The sequence below is a fragment of the Pantoea sp. Ft-CA_14 genome (genome assembly GCF_024520875.1).
Classification (GTDB): domain Bacteria; phylum Pseudomonadota; class Gammaproteobacteria; order Enterobacterales; family Enterobacteriaceae; genus Pantoea; species Pantoea agglomerans.
This window is the reverse complement of record NZ_JALNPM010000002.1, coordinates 89,885-107,177: the sequence shown is the minus strand read 5'-3', so window position 1 is coordinate 107,177 and position 17,293 is coordinate 89,885. Positions and strand designations below refer to the sequence as shown.

At 60.5% G+C, this 17,293-nt stretch carries 15 protein-coding genes; 7 read left to right on the top strand and 8 right to left on the bottom strand.

Going from position 1 to position 17,293, the window contains the following annotated elements; translation table 11 throughout:
- Window positions 1-264 carry a barstar family protein gene (locus NR195_RS03700; RefSeq protein ID WP_010670099.1) on the top strand — a complete coding sequence of 88 codons (264 nt, stop codon included), beginning with the start codon at window positions 1-3 and terminating at the stop codon, window positions 262-264.
- On the opposite strand, the gene NR195_RS03695 is transcribed toward NR195_RS03700, so the two are convergent.
- From NR195_RS03695 to NR195_RS03680, 4 genes are all read right to left on the bottom strand, one after another.
- The gene (locus NR195_RS03695) at window positions 261-2,627 is read right to left on the bottom strand and encodes a virulence factor SrfC family protein (RefSeq protein WP_256844140.1); all 2,367 of its coding nucleotides are present in this window, start codon (window positions 2,625-2,627) and stop codon (window positions 261-263) included. The genes NR195_RS03700 and NR195_RS03695 overlap by 4 nt on opposite strands.
- Window positions 2,624-5,587: a virulence factor SrfB gene (locus NR195_RS03690; protein ID WP_256844139.1), complete on the bottom strand. Its 2,964-nt coding sequence runs from the start codon at window positions 5,585-5,587 to the stop codon at window positions 2,624-2,626. Before NR195_RS03690 ends, NR195_RS03695 begins: the two co-directional genes overlap by 4 nt.
- A gap of 2 nt (window positions 5,588-5,589) precedes the next feature.
- Window positions 5,590-6,951: an SrfA family protein gene (locus NR195_RS03685; RefSeq protein WP_256844138.1), complete on the bottom strand. Its 1,362-nt coding sequence runs from the start codon at window positions 6,949-6,951 to the stop codon at window positions 5,590-5,592.
- A 172-nt stretch (window positions 6,952-7,123) separates the two neighbouring features.
- The gene (locus tag NR195_RS03680) at window positions 7,124-8,335 is read right to left on the bottom strand and encodes a benzoate/H(+) symporter BenE family transporter (RefSeq protein ID WP_256844137.1); all 1,212 of its coding nucleotides are present in this window, start codon (window positions 8,333-8,335) and stop codon (window positions 7,124-7,126) included.
- 84 nt (window positions 8,336-8,419) lie between these two features.
- Here NR195_RS03680 and NR195_RS03675 point away from each other — a divergent pair, with 84 nt between their 5' ends.
- The 3 genes from NR195_RS03675 to NR195_RS03665 all read left to right on the top strand — a co-directional run bounded on the left by NR195_RS03675 (window position 8,420) and on the right by NR195_RS03665 (window position 10,045).
- Window positions 8,420-8,977: a helix-turn-helix domain-containing protein gene (locus tag NR195_RS03675; RefSeq protein WP_052272072.1), complete on the top strand. Its 558-nt coding sequence runs from the start codon at window positions 8,420-8,422 to the stop codon at window positions 8,975-8,977.
- 66 nt (window positions 8,978-9,043) lie between these two features.
- Window positions 9,044-9,469 carry a MarR family winged helix-turn-helix transcriptional regulator gene (locus NR195_RS03670; RefSeq protein WP_010245273.1) on the top strand — a complete coding sequence of 142 codons (426 nt, stop codon included), beginning with the start codon at window positions 9,044-9,046 and terminating at the stop codon, window positions 9,467-9,469.
- A gap of 15 nt (window positions 9,470-9,484) precedes the next feature.
- Complete coding sequence (locus NR195_RS03665; RefSeq protein ID WP_256844136.1) at window positions 9,485-10,045, top strand: isochorismatase family protein; 561 nt, start codon at window positions 9,485-9,487, stop codon at window positions 10,043-10,045.
- A 13-nt stretch (window positions 10,046-10,058) separates the two neighbouring features.
- On the opposite strand, the gene NR195_RS03660 is transcribed toward NR195_RS03665, so the two are convergent.
- Together NR195_RS03660 and pqqU are read right to left on the bottom strand one after the other, a co-directional pair.
- Window positions 10,059-10,400, bottom strand: coding sequence for a contact-dependent growth inhibition system immunity protein (locus NR195_RS03660; RefSeq protein ID WP_033779224.1), 342 nt, complete (start codon window positions 10,398-10,400; stop codon window positions 10,059-10,061).
- A gap of 21 nt (window positions 10,401-10,421) precedes the next feature.
- Window positions 10,422-12,545 (bottom strand): TonB-dependent receptor PqqU, encoded by a 2,124-nt coding sequence (pqqU, locus tag NR195_RS03655; RefSeq protein WP_256844135.1) that lies wholly within the window; start codon window positions 12,543-12,545, stop codon window positions 10,422-10,424.
- Window positions 12,546-12,613: 68 nt separating this feature from the next.
- Between pqqU and NR195_RS03650 the strand changes: the two genes are divergently transcribed.
- Window positions 12,614-13,600, top strand: a complete 987-nt coding sequence (locus tag NR195_RS03650) for an NAD(P)-dependent oxidoreductase (RefSeq protein WP_256844134.1) — start codon at window positions 12,614-12,616, stop codon at window positions 13,598-13,600.
- On the top strand, window positions 13,597-14,376 hold the full coding sequence (locus NR195_RS03645) for a helix-turn-helix domain-containing protein (RefSeq protein WP_010245094.1): 780 nt from the start codon (window positions 13,597-13,599) through the stop codon (window positions 14,374-14,376). The genes NR195_RS03650 and NR195_RS03645 overlap by 4 nt, the downstream gene beginning before the upstream one ends.
- Here the strand turns inward: NR195_RS03645 and leuA are convergent.
- Window positions 14,297-16,012 (bottom strand): 2-isopropylmalate synthase, encoded by a 1,716-nt coding sequence (gene leuA, locus NR195_RS03640; RefSeq protein ID WP_256844133.1) that lies wholly within the window; start codon window positions 16,010-16,012, stop codon window positions 14,297-14,299. The genes NR195_RS03645 and leuA overlap by 80 nt on opposite strands.
- A complete protein-coding gene (locus NR195_RS03635) occupies window positions 15,993-16,175 on the bottom strand; it encodes a hypothetical protein (protein ID WP_256844132.1) in 183 nt (60 codons plus the stop codon). Before NR195_RS03635 ends, leuA begins: the two co-directional genes overlap by 20 nt.
- Window positions 16,176-16,252: 77 nt before the next feature.
- Here NR195_RS03635 and NR195_RS03630 point away from each other — a divergent pair, with 77 nt between their 5' ends.
- Window positions 16,253-17,269 carry a dipeptidase gene (locus tag NR195_RS03630; RefSeq protein ID WP_256844131.1) on the top strand — a complete coding sequence of 339 codons (1,017 nt, stop codon included), beginning with the start codon at window positions 16,253-16,255 and terminating at the stop codon, window positions 17,267-17,269.
- Window positions 17,270-17,293: the final 24 nt, after the last annotated feature.

Below are 17,293 nucleotides of genomic sequence, written 5' to 3'. Positions count from 1 at the left end.
ATGCTTAATCTGACCTTTGACCTGCGTCAGCTCACCACGCGCGCGGCGTTTTATCAGCAGTTTGCTGAGCAGAGCGGCTGTCCGCAGACCTTCGGACATAATCTGGATGCGTTATGGGACTGGCTGACGGGCGGGATGGCGCTGCCTGCCACAATGTGGTTGCAGCACTATGCCGCGCATCAGGCCGATTTAGCGCCGGTGCTGGCGCTGCTGGAAGAGGCGGCGCAGTCGCTGGAGGGCGAACTGCGCCTGATCATTGATTAAGCGCGTAGCGGCTTGAGCAGCGCAACCAGCGCTTCGCGTGCTGCCAGTGGCAGATCGCCGCCGCCAGTGTAACCATTGTTCTCAATGATGACCTGGTTCAGCCCCACCAGCCAGTCGTAGATATAGTAGGCGGTGTGGTTGGCCGGGGCGGCAGAGAGTCTGGTCAGACGCTGACCGGAACTGAAGCTGACGCTGGGAGCCGGAGGACGCGAGAAAATCACCTGACCCCGGTTAACGCGGCTGGCAGGGCGTTCATTTTCAGGACGCTGTAAAAAGCCGAGCCAGGCCACAAAATCCCCCAGCACCGTCATCGCCCGCGTCACCTGACGATCCGCGCGTGATTCATGGCTGACGCTCTGCGTATCGGGCTCATGCAGCGCCTGCTGCAGCTTTTGCGCGATATCGGTGCGGAATCCGGCCGTGATCAGCTCTTCAACCAGCCACTCCATCGTTGGCTTATCCACGTTCAGCAACGCCAGCAGGCTGCGGTTTTCCGGCAGCTGACGCAGATGATCCAGCCACAGCAGCAGCACCTGACGCGGATACTGCTGCGCGCTCTGCAGACTCTGACGCGGCTGAACCGGCGCTTCAGCCGGGCTCTCACTGAACAGATCAAATTCAAACCCGATGCCAAACTGATTTTCCGGGGCCTGAATACTGGCCGGTTTGCTGCCTTGTAAGGCGGACTGATTGAGCCACAGCTGACGCAGCGCCTCACGCGGCGGCTGCAGGCGTTCCAGCAGCTCGCCATGCAGGCCGGTCCGATGCTGTAAACACTTCAGTAGCGTATCGGCGATATTCTGTTTGCGTGCCGCCTGTTCCGAGCTGGCACCCGCTTCGGTCCAGGGCAATAAACGCCGCTCCACCACAGTGTGCTGAATCTGCGCCAGCTGAGCCAGCAGCATGTCGCGGCGCGCTTCCGGCTGCATCTCATCCTGCAACCAGCTCGCCATGCGGTCGACGCCCGCGCGATCCAGTGCCAGCATCGATCCCCAGTGCTGACCGGGCTGTCCCATCTGACGCTGCACCGCTTCATCCACATTGACCTGCTGATGGCGGGCATCGAAAGGGGTAATCGCCCAGATCAGACGCGGTTTCTCTGCGGATTCCTGTGCGGGCTGCTGACGCTGCCATTCGCGCAGCGTTTCGCTGGCGAGGTCGGCATCCTGACGCTGGCTGGCTGCGGTACAGACCAGCAGCAGATCAATTGCCTGACGCGCGGCGTAAAAACCGGGCAGCAGGGCACGTTTCTGTTCCAGCAGTTGGGCACGCAGCGGATCCTGCTGCTGCAGGCGCTGACGATCTTCCTGGATTGCCGCGTCACCGGACTGGCCTGGCGCGGGCAGTTCCAGCATATCAGCATCATCATAGAGCGCGGTTCGCGGTGTGGAACTCAGCGGGACCAGCACTTCCAGCGTCAGCAGCGCCAGTAATCCCAGCGGCACGTTCTGCGCCTTACCGATGCGGTTACCATTCAGCGGGCAGACTTCCACCAGCTGCTGCTGATCCTGCTCACTGGCCGGCACAATCAGCTGCTCGGCCGGCAGCAGTGATGTGTCGGTCAGCAGGCTCAGTGGAGCAAGCACCCGGCTGCTGTTACGCAGCTGGTGACGCAGATGCAGCAGGGTGCGCAGCATCTCATTCAGTTCAGGCTGACCCGGCCACAGCAGTGAAAAAAGCTGTACCCGGTCGTCAACGCTGAGCCAGGGCGCCAGCTCAACCGCCTGCGGCCAGAAATGACGATCAAGCCGCGCATCGTGGTGCGCACGGCGACGGCACCAGGACCAGAGTGTCACCAGCGCATCGCCTTCCAGACCCGCCAGCGGCGTGGCGAGGCGATGACGCTGCAGGCGCTGCAGTGCGCTGTCGATCTGTGCGGTGTCGGGCTTTGTCGCGCCGGCACAGGCGACCATCAGCCGTACGATCTCCGCTTCACTCAGCAGCATCAGTTCAACCGGCCACTCGTTTGAAAGCGGCTCGCGCTGATGGCTGAAACGGGTGGCGGTAGCAAAATCGAGGTTGCCGGGATTGATATGCTGAAACCAGTTCAGCAGTTTATCACCCATGCGGGTCACTAACTGGCCCTGTGCATCGGCCACCATTTCGTTCAGCAGCCAGGCTTTACCCGCCTGCGACTGGCCAAACAGCGCCAGCGTCACCGGACGCGCCACCTGCTGCGCCAGCGCCTGAGTCTGCACGCGCGCCTGGCGCAGTTGCAGCGTCAGGGTTTCTGCTTCCAGCGCCAGACGCGGCGACTGCTCACGGCTGCTCTCAATCCAGGCCAGACTGTTATTCAGGGCGTCCTGCAACAGGCCAAGACGTTTTGCCAGCGTTTGCGGCTGACGGGGTTTCAGGGCTTTCATCGTTTACACACGCTCCCGCTGTCAATCCAGTATTGCGCATTGGCATTGCCGGTCGCCGACAGGGTATTCAGCTTAAGACTCAACTGCTCCAGCGGCACGCGGGTGCCATCATCCAGACGGGCATCGCTCAGCACCAGACTTTCCGGGCCGGACGCGTCGGGTCCGGCTTTTACCGCCAGCCGGATGCGCAGCACGCTCTCACCGGCCACTTTACGCGCCAGGGTGGCGTCGTTCAGCGTCAGGCTATAGAGTGGTGAGGCGGGCCAGCGATCGTTATCGAGCTGGCGGAAGCCGAGACAGACGTTGCCGCGAATACGGAAACTGCGCTTTTTATCCAGCACATAGCCGGGATCGTCGAGGTCAATTTCGCTGTAGCAGAGGTTCTCGTCCGTCAGCGCCTGGTTTTCGTCGAGCATGCCAAGATAGCGAATCGTCGAGTAGGGTTCAAAATCGCCTGCGCGGAACCAGAAGCTGCTGAGGCGCAGATCCAGCGCCAGCAGGCAGAGCATCGCGCCGACCGCCGCGGTCGATTTCGGGTTGTCGATGCGGCCATGTTTGTTAAACGGATACCAGTCGCTGGTGTGATAGCCTTCCAGCGACAAAATACGGCTGCCCGGCAGCGGTTGCAGATGACGCACCAGCGCCTGAATGCCCGGGAAGCGCGACGGGCGACCGGTCAGCAGCAGCACGTCACACTGATAGAGCGACACCACTTCACACATTGAACGCAGCGCCGGGATAATCGCCATCCGGTGCTGCATAAATTCGCCGTGCAGCTGTGACAGGCTCACCACCAGCGGTACCTGCAGCAGGTCAAAGCGGCTGTTACCGCCCAGCTCGCGCTGAATCTCGCCGTTGACGAACGCCAGTACCGCTTCGCCCGGCGGCTGATCGACCAGCTCGCCAAACAGTGCGTTGATCTCCGCGTGGCTCTCCAGCGGATCCCAGTTTTCGTAGCGTTCCAGTACCGCCTGCGCCAGCGGAATAAACAGTTGTAAGGTGATCTGCTGACGCAGCGTGGCCTGACCGTCCATGCGGCTGTCGTGACCAAACAGCTTGTTCATCAGCGGTTCCGCCAGCGTCAGGCCCGCTTTCTGCAGATGCTGCTGCAGCGCCGGTAAAATCCACAGCTGAATCACGTCCAGCAGGATATCGTCGCCCGCGACTTTAAAACCCTCGCGGAACAGCAGTCGCGGCGTGATTTTGACGTTGTTGCCCTGACCATCATCCAGACGATACTGGGTGATGGCGAGATCGGTGGTGCCGCCGCCGATATCAATCGAGGCGATGCGCAGGCTCTTGCCTGGCAGTTCGTCAGCATCGCGCGGGCGATCCGGACGGGCCATGCTGCTGAAAAAGTCTTCGGCGCGACCGGCAAAGTTGACCTGGGTTTCATTAAACAGCCAGACCATCTGACCACAGGTCGCTTCATCCCACTCCATCTGCACATCCGGCAGCGGTTTCAGGTTCTGACGTGGCAGTGATGGTGAAAGGTCATCTTCGTCAGCCAGCCAGCCTTCCGCTTTCCAGACCAGCGCCAGCGCTTCCTGCATCCGGCGGCGGAAAATTTCACGCTCCGGCTTCGGCATCGCTGACGGCAGCGTCAGGATCACATGGCGCAGCTGACGCGGCGCGTGGCTCTGTGGCATCCGCTGACGCTGTGCCGCGCTGTTCATCTGCATCAGCGCCTGAGCCAGCAGCTCACACAGCATAAAGGTCATCAGCGAACTGCGGCTGTAGTGCGGAGAAAAGACCGGCAGACGATCGTCGGGTGCCAGCGTCGAGAGCGGCTGGCCTTCGTCGTTGAGCAGGGTGGTAAAGGGTGCGGCATAGGCCAGCGGTTCAGCTTGCTCGCCGGGCGTGTTAAAACGCCAGCCTGGCTGATAGCGCGCCTCATCCCACAGATAACGGCGCGGGCTGGAGAGGCCCGTACTGCCTTCCAGTCCCACACGCTGCAGGGCCAGACGGCTCGCTTCACGGCCGACGCGCGTCAGAGAAGGCCACATAAAGGCCTGCTCACGACCGCTCTCCAGCGAGAAGTTCGCTTTGCCAAAACGGGTCTCGGCAAACTCCAGACGGCTGTCAAACAGCTCGTTGTAAACCTGATGCGGCTGCGACAGATCGCGCAGCTGCAGCTCATAGGTCTGCTTCAGGCCGTTGCTCTCTTCCGGGTGATCTTCCACCAGAATGCCGCAGGTATGGGAGTTACCGACATCCAGAATGATATCGACGTTGACCGCCGGGGTCTGCAGCGTGGCGGCCTGAATATGGATCTCGCTGAGGTCGAGCTGTTCGCCCAGCAGCTCCAGCAGATTGAGGTAGTGCGCCTGATACTCAAACTCGCGCAGCGCCTGATTAATCGCCTGTTCGCGGCGATCGGAGACGCGGTCGGTAAAGGATTCACGCAGCCAGCCGTCAACCCAGGTCAGGTCAAGAAAATCACCCAGCTCGTAGTTGTGCCAGGCGAGCGCAAAAGTCACACCGTTCTGAGCATCAGCTGGGCTGAGGCCGAGCTGTTCACCGCCATCCTGTTCCGCCACGCAGCGGGTATCAAAGGCCAGGCTGACGCGATGGGTATTGCCCGCTGCATCGGGCGCGGGCAGCGCAACCAGACGCATCCGCGCCCAGTTTTCAGGACCGCCGATAAAACGACGTCCGCTGGCACAGCGCAGCATCGGCAGCGGCAGCCAGCAGGCTGACAGCAGAGAGAGCGAGTCCGCCAGCGCGATATCAGACTCCGGGCGCACCACTTCCGCAGCGCCGCCATCTTCCGGATAGAGCAGGAACTTACCGCTGTTGCCATCGACGTTCAGGCGCAGCAGCGGGCCGTTGGCGGTCTGGCGCACAAACTGGCGGCGCGCCGGGGTATCTGAGAGTTGCAGGCCGAAATCCAGAAACTGCACGCCGCTGTTTTCAATCAGCGAAATTTTTTGTTTGTCATCGATCAGGGGAGCCAGCATCGTTATTTACTCTCACGCTTAATCGTCATCGGGAAGACCCGGTCATCAGCATACTGCGCTTCACACACTGCGGCGCCGATACTCGCATGGCAGACCAGCAGTGGCATACGGTAGCGCGAATTGTTCTGGCACTTCGCCGTGTAGCGGCTCTCAATCACCAGGTTACCGGCGCTGGTCATGGCCGCGCTGACATCCGCTTTACAGGTAGTATTGCCCTGGGCGATCTGCACGCTGCCTTTGCCGTTTTTAAACTGGAAGCGCATTACCGGAGGCTTACCGGTTGGCGTCGGCATCTGGTCGATAGTGACACGCCAGCGGCCATCAATCACCCTAACCTGGCCATCGCGCACCGCATCCGGCGTCACGATCAGGTCATCGGGTTTGGCCGGAACCGGCGCCATCACCGTTGTGGCAAGGGTAGCAGATGCGTCTGCCGGTGCGGTATCGGTGGTGGTGTTGGCCGGTTTCTGCGGCTGCGATTCAGGGAGTTTTTCCGGTGCTGCCTGCTCGGCAGGTGGCGTGACAGACGGTGTCGCCGCAACCGGTGCCGGAGTCGCAGCAGGAGCCGGAGTGGATACCGTCGCCGGGGCCGACGCTGGCTTCGCGGTGGCAACCGGTGTTTTTACGGGCTCTGAACGATGCAGCAACACGGCCACCGTCACGGCAGCAGCAATCGCCACCGGCGGTAACAGATACCAGACGCGGAAACGGCGGCGAGCCGCTACAGGCGTCGCCGGCTGAGCTTCAACGGGTGCCGCAACCGGCAGCGGTTCAGCCACAGGTTCAGGTTCGGGCTCAGTGATTATCTCTGGTTCAGCGATGACCGGCGCGGCAGGCAGCTCAGGCAGCGGTTCAACCAGCGCCACTGGCAGGTTCTCTTCCAGCGTGTCACGCAGGCAGGCCAGCGCGTCATCGCGGCTGCGCGCCTGGGTATCGACAAAGCCCCAGAAGGTGATGACCGGTTTGCCATCAACCAGATAGACATACTGCTGGTCGGGGAATTGCAGGGTTTTGCTCAGCAGCGCACCAAACAGCCGCATTGATGGATTCTCTGCCGCGCGCGCGCGCGTACTGAGATCCTGCATATCCTGCTGACAGGCGGTGAGCTGTTGCAGCGCCGCGCGACGTTCATGATCGCTGGCACCCAGCCAGGATTTGACCCGGCCGCTAAAAGGGGCATACCAGTCGAGGCGATCGCCCCGTTCATTGGCCTGAGGAATGGCCAGGCAATCTGCCAGTGCGCTCTGACGGCGCAGGCGCAGGGTTTCACGAATTTGCAATGCTGAAGCGTAGACCGGCTGGCCATTTTCACCTAACGCCAGAACTGCATCTAAATTACCGCTGCGCAGAAAAGTTTTTGCCACCTGTTGGGCCCTTATCGGTCGTTGTCTGAGGCAGAAAATCGCGTGTTATCGACGATTAGGTTGATTTTACGCGGGGCAATGACAAATCAAACGGCAGAAAAAGGGGGTAAATCCACTGTTTTTTTCACCGGCTGACGGAAAAACCACCGCTATTTCAGAGAGTATGACGCAATCAGCCGGATTTGCGCACCAGCAACAGGTGGGCGATGACGCCACCCGCCAGTCCCCAGAAGGCCGGACCAATGCCCAGCAGCGAAACGCCGGATGCGGTGATCAGAAAGGTGATCAGCGCGCTGTCGCGTTCGGCAGGCAGATCCAGTGCACGGTGGAGGCTGCCACCCAGCGTGGCAAGGAGAGCCAGACCCGCCAGCGCCTCAATCAGCACCACAGGCAGGGCACTGAACAGCACGGCGATCAGCGCACCGGACGCGCCCGCCAGCAGATAGAAGATCCCCGCCAGCGCCGCCGCACGCCAGCGTTGCTGAGGATTTGGGTCGACCTCATCGCTCATGCAGATGGCCGCCGTAATCGCCGCCACGCAGACCGAAAACCCCCCTAATGGCGACAGCAGCAGCGCAATTAATCCGGTCCAGCTCATCAGTGAAGAGACGGGTGGACGGTAGCCGTGCGCCTGCAGCGTGGCGATGCCGGGGGTGTTCTGTGACGCCATCGTCACCAGGAAATAGGGCACGCCGATCCCCAGCAGCGTGGTGAGGGTAAAGTGCGGCATCACGACTTCCGGCATTGTCAGCCTAATCGGCTGCGGCGGAAAGTGGATGGCGTGCTGTGCCAGCGCGACGGCAACACCCACCAGCAGCGTGACCAGAATTGCATAGCGGGCCAGCCAGCGGCGGGCCAGCAGCCAGGACAGGCACATGCTGCCGCACAGTACAAAGTTACTTTGCAAATCGGCAAAGGTCTGCAGCCCGAAGCGCAGCAGAATACCTGCCAGCATCGCCGCTGCCAGCGAGGCAGGAATGTAGTTCATCAGCCGGGCAAACAGGCCGGTGACGCCGCACAATACGATCAGCAGGTTGGCGAAAACAAAGACGCCTGCCGCCTCATTCAGCGAAATGCCGTGAAAACTGGTCGCCAGCAGCGCAGCGCCGGGCGTTGACCAGGCAGCCAGCACCGGCATGCGGTAGCGCAGTGACAGGCTCAGCGAAGCGATCCCCTGCGCAATGCCCAGCACCGACAGCCAGCCGCCAATCTGCGCGGGCGTGGCGCCCGCCGCCTGAAACATCTGATAGATAATCGCGCCACTGCTGCTGTAGCCCACCAGCACAGCCACGAAGCCGGAAACCAGCATCGGCAGGGTAAAACGGGGAGGTTCCGCTCTCGTCATGGTCAGACTCTTTATGAGATTGTGCGTTATAGCGCACATGGTCGCATGATGCGCTATAACGCACAAGTGTTACACTATTGCCATAACGTCACTCACCAGGATGACGAGAAAGCAGGAGAAAAAATGGCGGATTTTCAGCAACACCTGAGCAGCGCGCTCAGACAGTTGCGGCAGGCCAATGGCTGGAGCCTGACGCTGACGGCGGAGCGAACCGGCGTCAGTAAAGCGATGCTGGGCCAGATTGAGCGCGGCGAATCGAGTCCCACCGTGGCGACGCTGTGGAAGATTGCCACCGGTTTCAACGTTCCGTTTTCCTTTTTTATCGACGGCAGCGTGTTGCCTTCAGGCGCCGCGCCTGCATTCAGTCAGCCCAATGCCGACATGTCGGTACGGTCGCTGCTGCCTTACGATCCGCAACTGCGCTTTGATCTGCTGGCGGTGGAGCTGGCAGCGGGGGCGCAGAGTCATTCTTCGCCCCATGAAGCGGGCTGTGTGGAGCAGGTGGTGGTCATCGAGGGCGAACTACTGCTGGGCGTCGGTGACCTCTGGCGACGTCTGCTCGCCGGGGAGGCATTCCAGTTCAGGGCCGATGTGCTGCACAGCTACCGGAACCCGCTCAGCACGCCGCTGCGCTTCCACAGTCTGATCCACTATCTGCAGCGCCCGGACGTTACAAATTGATACCTGAGCAAACTACACAGTTTACCTTCGTATCTTTATACTTTCGCTTATCGATGGAGACGTGTAATGAGCGATCTGACTGAATCCGCTGCAATGCTGCGCATGCTGGTGGGCAAGCTGGGCCGCCGGTTGCGCGAGTCAGCACCGCCTGGCGAATTAACCTGGTCGCAGGTCGCGGTGCTGGGTCATCTGGTTCGCGATGGAGCGATGACGGTAACGCAACTGGCGGCGGCCGAGGGCGTACGCACCCAGTCAATGGGCGCGACCGTCGCCGGGTTACTGGCGGCGGAACTGGTGACGGGCGAGCCGGATCCCCATGATGGCCGTAAAACCCGCTATCTTCCCACGACGTCCAGCCTGGCGGTGATTACGTCGAGTCGCGCGATGCGCGATGACTGGCTGGTCCGGACGCTGGAAGCGCGACTGAGTCCGGCAGAACAGCAGCAACTGACCGACGTTCTCCCTCTGCTGCAACGACTCACTGACTATTAAATCTGAGGATTCAACATGGCTGTAACCACACTTGATGCAAAAACTGCGCTGATTGTTATCGACCTGCAACATGGCATTGTGGCGCTGCCGCTGGTTCATGAACCGCAGCCGGTGATCGAACGCTGTGCCGGACTGGCTGAGGCGTTTCGCGCGCACGATCTGCCGGTTGTGCTGGTTAACGTGGCCGGTGGGGCGCCGGGCCGCAATGAGCAGGCACGTCACAGCGGCGAATTGCCCGCCGACTGGGCGACGCTGGTTCCGGCGATAACCCCACAGCAAAATGACCTTACGGTCACCAAGAAAACCTGGGGTGCGTTTCACGCCACTGCGTTGCACGATGAGCTGCAAAAGCGCGGCATTACTCAGGTAGTGATTTGTGGTATCGCGACCAGTATCGGCGTGGAATCCACCGCACGACAGGCGTATGAGCTGGGTTACAACGTCACGCTGGCGACCGATGCGATGACCGATCTCAACCTCGATACGCACAACAATAGCGTGAACCTGATCTTCCCACGCCTGGGTGAAACCGGCAGCTGTGAGGATATTAAGGCGCAGCTGAATTCGCGCGCATGATTGGCGTGTGACGTTAAGCGTCGGGCCACCGCGACGGTGGCCCGTTGAGGGCAGACATAGCTCTTATCAAAAAACTGCGCCATGTTTCTCCCCAGGGGGCCGGACGAAACTCTTCATCAGCAATTGCTGACATAATGACATTCAAATCATCATCCTCATTCTGAAGCAGGATGTTTATTTCATTCCGCGCTTCAATAACAGGCATGTCATGATCAATATAGCTCTGGAGCATTTCTTCGAGGGTACTGCCAAAGTCGTCATGGTGGCAGCTTAAAAACACTCTTAACATGCCGGTTAGCGCCGGGTATTGTTTCTCGGGTTTATCACCCCATCCACGGATAAGACGTGAGAACATAATGACGTTACCCGTTATAATTTAGCGGAAGGCGTAACCCAGCGTTAAACCGACGCTGTAATTGCGGCCCGGCGCAGATTCGAAGTAGCGACCATTACTCTCATTCACAATCACTGAACCCACATAGTGCCGATCAAACAGGTTATCGACCCGGCCAAACAGATCCAGCGTCCAGTTCTCAACCAGCCACTTATAGCCACTGTTTACTGCTGCCACTGTGTAGGACGGGGTGTTCACGCTATTCTGATCTTCAGCGGCGATCTGGCTCAGATAACGCACCTCACTGCCTGCATAAAAGCCCTGTTCCGGCAGATAACCGAGTCCGGCGTAAGCCATGTTACGGGCAATACCAGGAATGCGGTTGCCGTCACAGCTGTCGCTGCCGCAGGCGTTAGTGCGATAGCGCGCATCCAGCAGGGTGTAGGCCATCTTCAGCCGCCAGTCCCAGGCAAACTGCTGATCCAGGCTTAACTCCAGACCGCGACGGCGGGTCTGACCGGCATTTTTATAGGTAGTGCGTCCGCCACTGCTGGCATCCGCCACAATCTCATCCTGGGTATCGGTCTGGAACAACGCCGCGCTGATCAAGCCATTGCCGATGCGTTTCTTGCTGCCAATCTCCAGCGTATCGCTGGTGGCCGGTTTCAGCCCCAGATTCAGACCGGTCGCGCCGTCTGAACGGTAAGAGAGCTCATTAATGGTCGGGGTTTCAAAGCCGCGACCGGCGGAGATCCACGCGTTCCAGCCTGGGTCAAAGGCATACTTCAGTGCCGCAGCGGGCAGCCATTTGTGATAGCGCGCATCACCGCTGTCGTCGCCGTTACCAGGCTGAATATAGAAGTCATTAGAGTCAAAGTTAACGGTGCTGAACCGCACACCCGCATCCAGCGACAGCTTATCGGTCAGTTGCCAGGCGGTCTGCAGATAGGGATCGAGCGTCCACATCAGGTTGCGCTCGTTGCGGCGAAGATTGCCCTGTTCGCCCAGTTGCGTCACCCCGTTGCTGACCGTGAAGTTTTCATAGCCCTTGCGGCGCTCGGTCATGGTTTCGTAGTCGAGTCCGCCGGTCAGCGCCACCGGAATAGACAGCAGCGTGTCGCGATGGGTCCAGCGGGTATCGACGCCCTGATAGTGGCGGGTCAGGGCGATCACGCCACCGGGATGAGACGGGTTGCGCTGCACGGCTGCGGGGATCGACTGGAACTGGGTAGTTTCGCGCATGCCCGCATAGAGCATCACGCTGAGGTCGTCATTTTCACTCATCTGGCGCTGATAACGCAGGCCGCCCTGAGTCTGATCGACAGTCTTACGGGTGTTATAAAGCGGGACGTTGCTGACCACCTGACGTGGATTGTCACGCCACTGCGTCTCGGTTAAGCCGCCGGGATCCTGCGCGTCAATGTGAACGCTGTTAAACAGCAGCGTCAGGGTGCTGACATCATCAATACGCACGCCCAGTCGGGCGTTGCCAAGGTTCTTCTGCGCAGCGCTGTGATCACGATAGCCGTGAGTGGTGAAGCGTGAGGCGGAGACGGTGTAGTTAACATCCCCGGCATGGCTGCCGTCACCGGTCGCACCGCTGGCTTTCACGCTGTTGCGCCAGCTGCCGTAACTGCCATACCAGCTGCTGGCTTCAAGCGTGGTCGGCTGCTGACCCTGCTGAGTGGTGACATTGATCACGCCACCCGAAGCGTTGCCATAAAGCGCAGAGAACGGGCCGCGCAGCACCTCAACATGATCAATTGAGCCGATATCGATATTGGAGGTCTGCGCCTGACCATCCGGCATGGTGGCCGGGATGCCGTCCACATAGATGCGCAGCCCGCGTACGCCGTAGGTTGAGCGGGAGCCAAAGCCACGCATCGACAGCTGCAGGTCCTGTGCGTAATTTTGCCTGTTCTGGATCTGCAGACCCGGCACGCTGCTGAGGTTTTCCGACAGGTTAACGCGCGGTGCTGCCTGGCGCATATCGTCGCCACTGACCACGCTCAGGGCCGCAGGCGTATCGAGTTCGTTAAGGCCCGTTTCCGGCGGTGCCGCCGTGACGACCAGGGTATTGTCATTATCCGCCGCCGCCAGCAGCGGCAGCGGCAAAATGGCAGGCAACATCAACAGCGTCGCCTGGCGCAGAGAGATTATTTTCATTATATGTGGCCTGAAAAAAGAGAGGATATGAACCAGGTGGAACAATTTCCGCATATGGTAAGGGTTTGATGCGCTGGGGTACATCGTTTCGGGCTGGATTTTTTCTCTGTTTACCGCCAGGCTGGAATCCATCTTTTGCAGTGATCAGGCGTCCGATTCACCCGGATGCAGACAAAAAACTCACGGGAGTCAGCATGAAACAACCTGAAGTGGCGGTTCTGGGATTAGGCGCAATGGGGCACGCATTTGCCGCAAACCTGCTGAAAAAAGGCTTTCGCGTTCATGGCTGGAACCGCACCCGCGCGCGCGGCGAAGATCTGCTGGATGCGGGTTTGCAGCTGGCTGACTCGCCAGCCGAGGCGGTGCGTGAAGCAGATGTCGTGATCGCCATGCTGTCTGATGGCGACACCACTGAGCAGGTGCTGCATCAGGTCAAAGAGGCGTTTAAGCAGGGCGCGACGCTCTGCCAGATGGGCACCATCGGCGTAGAAAAAACCGACGCGCTGATCGCCTTTTTCGCAGAAAAACGCCCCGATTTGTTACTGATCGATGCGCCAGTCTCCGGCACCAAAGCACCAGCAGAGAATGCGCAGATTCTGGTGCTGGCCAGCGGCGATCAGAGCCGGGCGCAGGCCGCAGAAGCGGTATTTGCTGCCATCAGTAAAGGCACTCAGTGGCTGGGCGAGGCGGGAAAAAGCACCCGGATGAAGCTGGTGATCAACAGCTGGCTGATTGGCATGATGCAAAGCCTGGCGGAGAGTACCCGGCTGGCAGAGCAGTTCGGCTTTTCCACCGACGATCTCTGGCAGGTGCTGGAGGGCGGTCCGCTGGCCGCACCGTATGCGAAAATGAAGCTCGGGATGATCGCCAGCGACGACTTCACGCCTCAGATGCATCTGGTCTGGGCGCTGAAAGATGCCCGCCTGGCGCTGGATGCCGCAGAGACGCCGCTGCCGGCGCTGGAGAATATCGCCCAGCTCTGGCAGCAGGCGGTGGAGGCCGGACACGGTGAAGAGGATCTGGCGGTGATCTACCGCTATCTGAAGGCGCAATGAGTCAGCAGCATTTTGACTTCAGCACGCGTCCGCTGGTGCCGCTGGCGCACGATTACCTGCACGGTGCCAGCGAACCCTGGCACCAGCACGCCTGTGCCCAGCTGATCCACACCCTGAGCGGCGTGGTAAGGGTAGAGACGGAGTATGGCAGCTGGATTGTGCCGCCGAGTCGCGGCGTCTGGCTGCCCGCATTTACCCGTCATGCGCTGCAGATTACCGGCAGTGTGGCGGCGCGCACGCTGTTTATCGATCCGCTGGCGCGCGCCGATCTGCCCGCCAGTTGTCAGGTGGTGCAAATCTCACCGCTGCTGCGCGAGCTGATTGTCACGGCGCTGAGCCTGCCAGAGCGTTACGCCGCGGGCAGTCGGGCCGAGCGGGTGATGGAGTTAATTCTGGATGAGATTCGGGGCATGGATGTGCTGCCCTTTGCGCTGCCAACGCCCGACAGTCCCCGTTTACAGGCGCTGTGCGAGCTGATTCAGCAGACGCCCGGTGAGAGCTGGACGCTGCTGCGGGCCAGTGCCCACCTGAATGTCTCGGGCCGCACTCTTGCCCGCCATTTTATGCGCGAAACCGGCCTGCAGTTCAGCGACTGGGTGCGGCGCGCCCGACTGGCTATCGCCCTGACGCGACTGGCTCAGGGCGACTCCGTGCTGCGGGTGGCGCTGGAACTGGGCTATGAAAGCCCCAGCGCGTTTAGTGCGATGTTTCGTCGTCTGCTGGGCGTCTCTCCGACTGACTACTTTCCGCCTGCAGAAACTGGCCTGCCGCGCTGAGCAGCGCCTGCAGGGCTGCGCGGGCGGTGTCATTGTCGATACTTACTCCCCAGGCTCGCGCGCCACGGGCATCCACGCAGCTGATATAGGCCACCGAGCGGCTGTCACTGCGTCGTCCCAGCGTATGCTCGTGATAGTCCTCAATGGTCAGATGCAGATCAAACGCGCTGCGCAGGGCATTGACCGCCGCCGACAGCCAGCCGTTGCCGCTGCCGGTCAGCATCAGCGATTGCGTCTGATACACCACGCTGGCGCTAATCTGCGTCTGCCCGCCGCTGTCACTCTGGCTGTCAGCCCGCTGTAATGCCACCGCGGGCTGCGTTACGCCATACTGGCGGCAGAAGAGCTGCCACAGCGCGTAGTGCGTCATCTCTCCGCCGTGCCGGTCAGTCTCCTGCTGAACACAGCGGCTGAAATCCTGCTGCAGTGCTCGCGGCATTTGTAACCCGTGATTCTGCTCCAGCAGCCAGGCGGCCCCGCTTTTTCCCGACTGGCTGTTAACGCGGATCACCGCCTCATAGCTGCAGCCAATGTCGGCCGGGTCCAGCGGCAGGTAAGGCATCTGCCATTCTGTCTCCTGCTGCTGAGCGCGGATGGCAAACCCTTTTTTAATTGCATCCTGATGAGAACCAGAGAAGGCGGTGAAGACCAGCTCGCCCGCATAGGGATGGCGCGGATGAACCGGCAGCTGGTTGCAGCGGGTTACCACTTCAATCACCTCATGCATCTGGCTGAAATCGAGCTGGGGCGAAACGCCCTGGGTATAGAGATTCAGCGCCAGTGTCACCAGATCCACATTGCCGGTGCGTTCACCGTTACCAAACAGACAGCCCTCGACCCGGTCAGCGCCCGCCAGCAGCGCCAGTTCTGCGCAGGCAACGCCGGTGCCGCGATCGTTGTGCGGATGCACGCTGATGCAGACGGCATCACGGCGGCTGAAGTGACGGCAGAAAAACTCAATCTGATCGGCATACACGTTGGGGGTGTTCACCTCCACCGTGGCGGGAAGGTTAATGATCATCGGGTGTTGCGCGTCCGGTTGCCAGACATCGGCTACCGCCTCGCAGATCTCCAGCACAAACTCCGGCTCGGTAAAACAGAAGGTCTCTGGCGAATATTCAAAGGTCCAGTAGGTTTCCGGCTGGGCCTCGCATTCGGCGCGGATCTGCCGTGCACCAGCGGTGGCCAGCGCCACGATTTCCGCTTTGCTCTGCTTAAATACCCGCTCGCGAAACAGCGGCGCGGTGGCGTTATAGAGATGCACGATGGCGCGCGGGACGCCCCGCAGCGCCACAAACGTGCGGGCAATCAGGTCCTCACGCGCCTGAGTCAGCACCTGTAACGTCACATCCTCCGGGATACGCTGCTGCTCAATCAGGTCGCGGACGAAATCGAAATCGGTCTGCGACGCCGAGGGAAAGGCGACCTCGATCTCCCGGAACCCGCAGCGCAGCAGCAGATCCCAGAAGGCCATTTTGCGTTCCCGATCCATCGGTTCTGCCAGCGCCTGATTGCCGTCACGCAAATCGGTGGAGAGCCAGCGCGGCGCCTGGGTCAGCTGGCGTGAGGGCCACTGGCGATCGGGCAGGGTGATCAGCGGAGAGGGACGATATTTATCAGCGGGTCGGGTCAGCATAAGAGTCTCCTGTGGTTTTTTTACCAGTCTGCCGACACGCCTCCGGGTCCGCGCGCGCAGGGCTGACAACCTGACGCGCAAAAGTGACAATACCCAGCATGACCAGCATGACCAGCATGACCAGCATGACCAGCATGACCAGCATGACCAGCATGACCTGCATGGCCCTGCGTGCGCTCCGGTTTGGTGAATCCGCCGGGCAGGGTTAGCATGGTCGCCTGTTTATTTGGGTGGACTCTTATGCTGATTTTTGACGGTCACAACGATCTGTTGCTTAACCTCTGGCTGCATCATCGCGATGCGCCCACGCAGGCGTTTTATCAGGGGATTGAACGGGGCCACCTCGATTTTCCGCGCATTCAGCAGGGCGGGCTCGGCGGCGGGCTGTTTGCAATCTTTGTGCCTCCGCAGGAGTACATTGCCCGCACCGTTCCGGCACGTGCCGACGAGCCGTTTCAACCGCTTCAGATCATATGGCAACAGCTTGAGATCCTGCAGCAGCTGGCCGATGCGTCAGGCGGACGGGCGCGACTCTGCCGCAGCCATGACGAAATTGCCGCCTGCCGCGCCGCAGGCGTACTGGCGATGGTGGCACACATCGAAGGTGCTGATGCGCTGGATGAGGAGGGCGAGCAACTGCACGCCTTCTGGCAGGCGGGGGTGCGCAGCATCGGGCCATTCTGGAATCTGGCCAGCCGCTTTGGTGAAGGCGTCAGCGGCACCTTTCCTGGCTCGCCCGACACCGGGCCAGGCCTGACCCGCGCCGGAGAGAGGCTGATTCAGCAGGCGAGTGACCTGAAGATGATGATTGACGTGTCGCATATGAATGCAAAAGCCTTTTGGGACACCGCCCGGCTCTCCAGCGCGCCGCTGGTCGCCAGCCACTCCAACGCGCATGCTCTCTGTCCGCAGCCGCGTAATCTGACGGATGACCAGCTGGTGGCAATCCGCGACAGCGGCGGTCTGGTCGGCATTAATTTCGGCAACGCTTTTCTGCGCGCCGACGGTAAACGCGACGCTGACACGCCATTAACAGAAATTGTTAAGCATTGTGATCACTTGTTGAAGATAATGGGCAGCGACCATGTAGCCTTTGGCTCTGATTTCGACGGGATTACCCCACCGGCTGCGCTGGGCGATGTCAGCGGATTGCCGCGATTGCTCGCCGCTTTTCAGGAAGCGGGCTATGATCAGACACTGACAGAGAAACTGGCATGGGGAAACTGGCAGCGGGTTTTACATCTGACCGGGCTGTGATAACAATTTCCTGATGTTCCGGGC

What these genes read in the sequence shown, in the direction of transcription:
- NR195_RS03690 (WP_256844139.1), bottom strand. Translation starts at nt 5,587, where the DNA reads ATGCTGGCTCCCCTGATCGATGACAAACAAAAAATTTCGCTGATTGAA.
- leuA (WP_256844133.1), bottom strand. Translation starts at nt 16,012, where the DNA reads ATGCTGACCCGACCCGCTGATAAATATCGTCCCTCTCCGCTGATCACC.
- NR195_RS03680 (WP_256844137.1), bottom strand. Translation starts at nt 8,335, where the DNA reads ATGTGCGCTATAACGCACAATCTCATAAAGAGTCTGACCATGACGAGA.
- NR195_RS03665 (WP_256844136.1), top strand. Translation starts at nt 9,485, where the DNA reads ATGGCTGTAACCACACTTGATGCAAAAACTGCGCTGATTGTTATCGAC.
- NR195_RS03695 (WP_256844140.1), bottom strand. Translation starts at nt 2,627, where the DNA reads ATGAAAGCCCTGAAACCCCGTCAGCCGCAAACGCTGGCAAAACGTCTT.
- NR195_RS03635 (WP_256844132.1), bottom strand. Translation starts at nt 16,175, where the DNA reads ATGCAGGTCATGCTGGTCATGCTGGTCATGCTGGTCATGCTGGTCATG.
- NR195_RS03700 (WP_010670099.1), top strand. Translation starts at nt 1, where the DNA reads ATGCTTAATCTGACCTTTGACCTGCGTCAGCTCACCACGCGCGCGGCG.
- NR195_RS03670 (WP_010245273.1), top strand. Translation starts at nt 9,044, where the DNA reads ATGAGCGATCTGACTGAATCCGCTGCAATGCTGCGCATGCTGGTGGGC.
- pqqU (WP_256844135.1), bottom strand. Translation starts at nt 12,545, where the DNA reads ATGAAAATAATCTCTCTGCGCCAGGCGACGCTGTTGATGTTGCCTGCC.
- NR195_RS03660 (WP_033779224.1), bottom strand. Translation starts at nt 10,400, where the DNA reads ATGTTCTCACGTCTTATCCGTGGATGGGGTGATAAACCCGAGAAACAA.
- NR195_RS03650 (WP_256844134.1), top strand. Translation starts at nt 12,614, where the DNA reads ATGCGCTGGGGTACATCGTTTCGGGCTGGATTTTTTCTCTGTTTACCG.
- NR195_RS03630 (WP_256844131.1), top strand. Translation starts at nt 16,253, where the DNA reads ATGCTGATTTTTGACGGTCACAACGATCTGTTGCTTAACCTCTGGCTG.
- NR195_RS03675 (WP_052272072.1), top strand. Translation starts at nt 8,420, where the DNA reads ATGGCGGATTTTCAGCAACACCTGAGCAGCGCGCTCAGACAGTTGCGG.
- NR195_RS03645 (WP_010245094.1), top strand. Translation starts at nt 13,597, where the DNA reads ATGAGTCAGCAGCATTTTGACTTCAGCACGCGTCCGCTGGTGCCGCTG.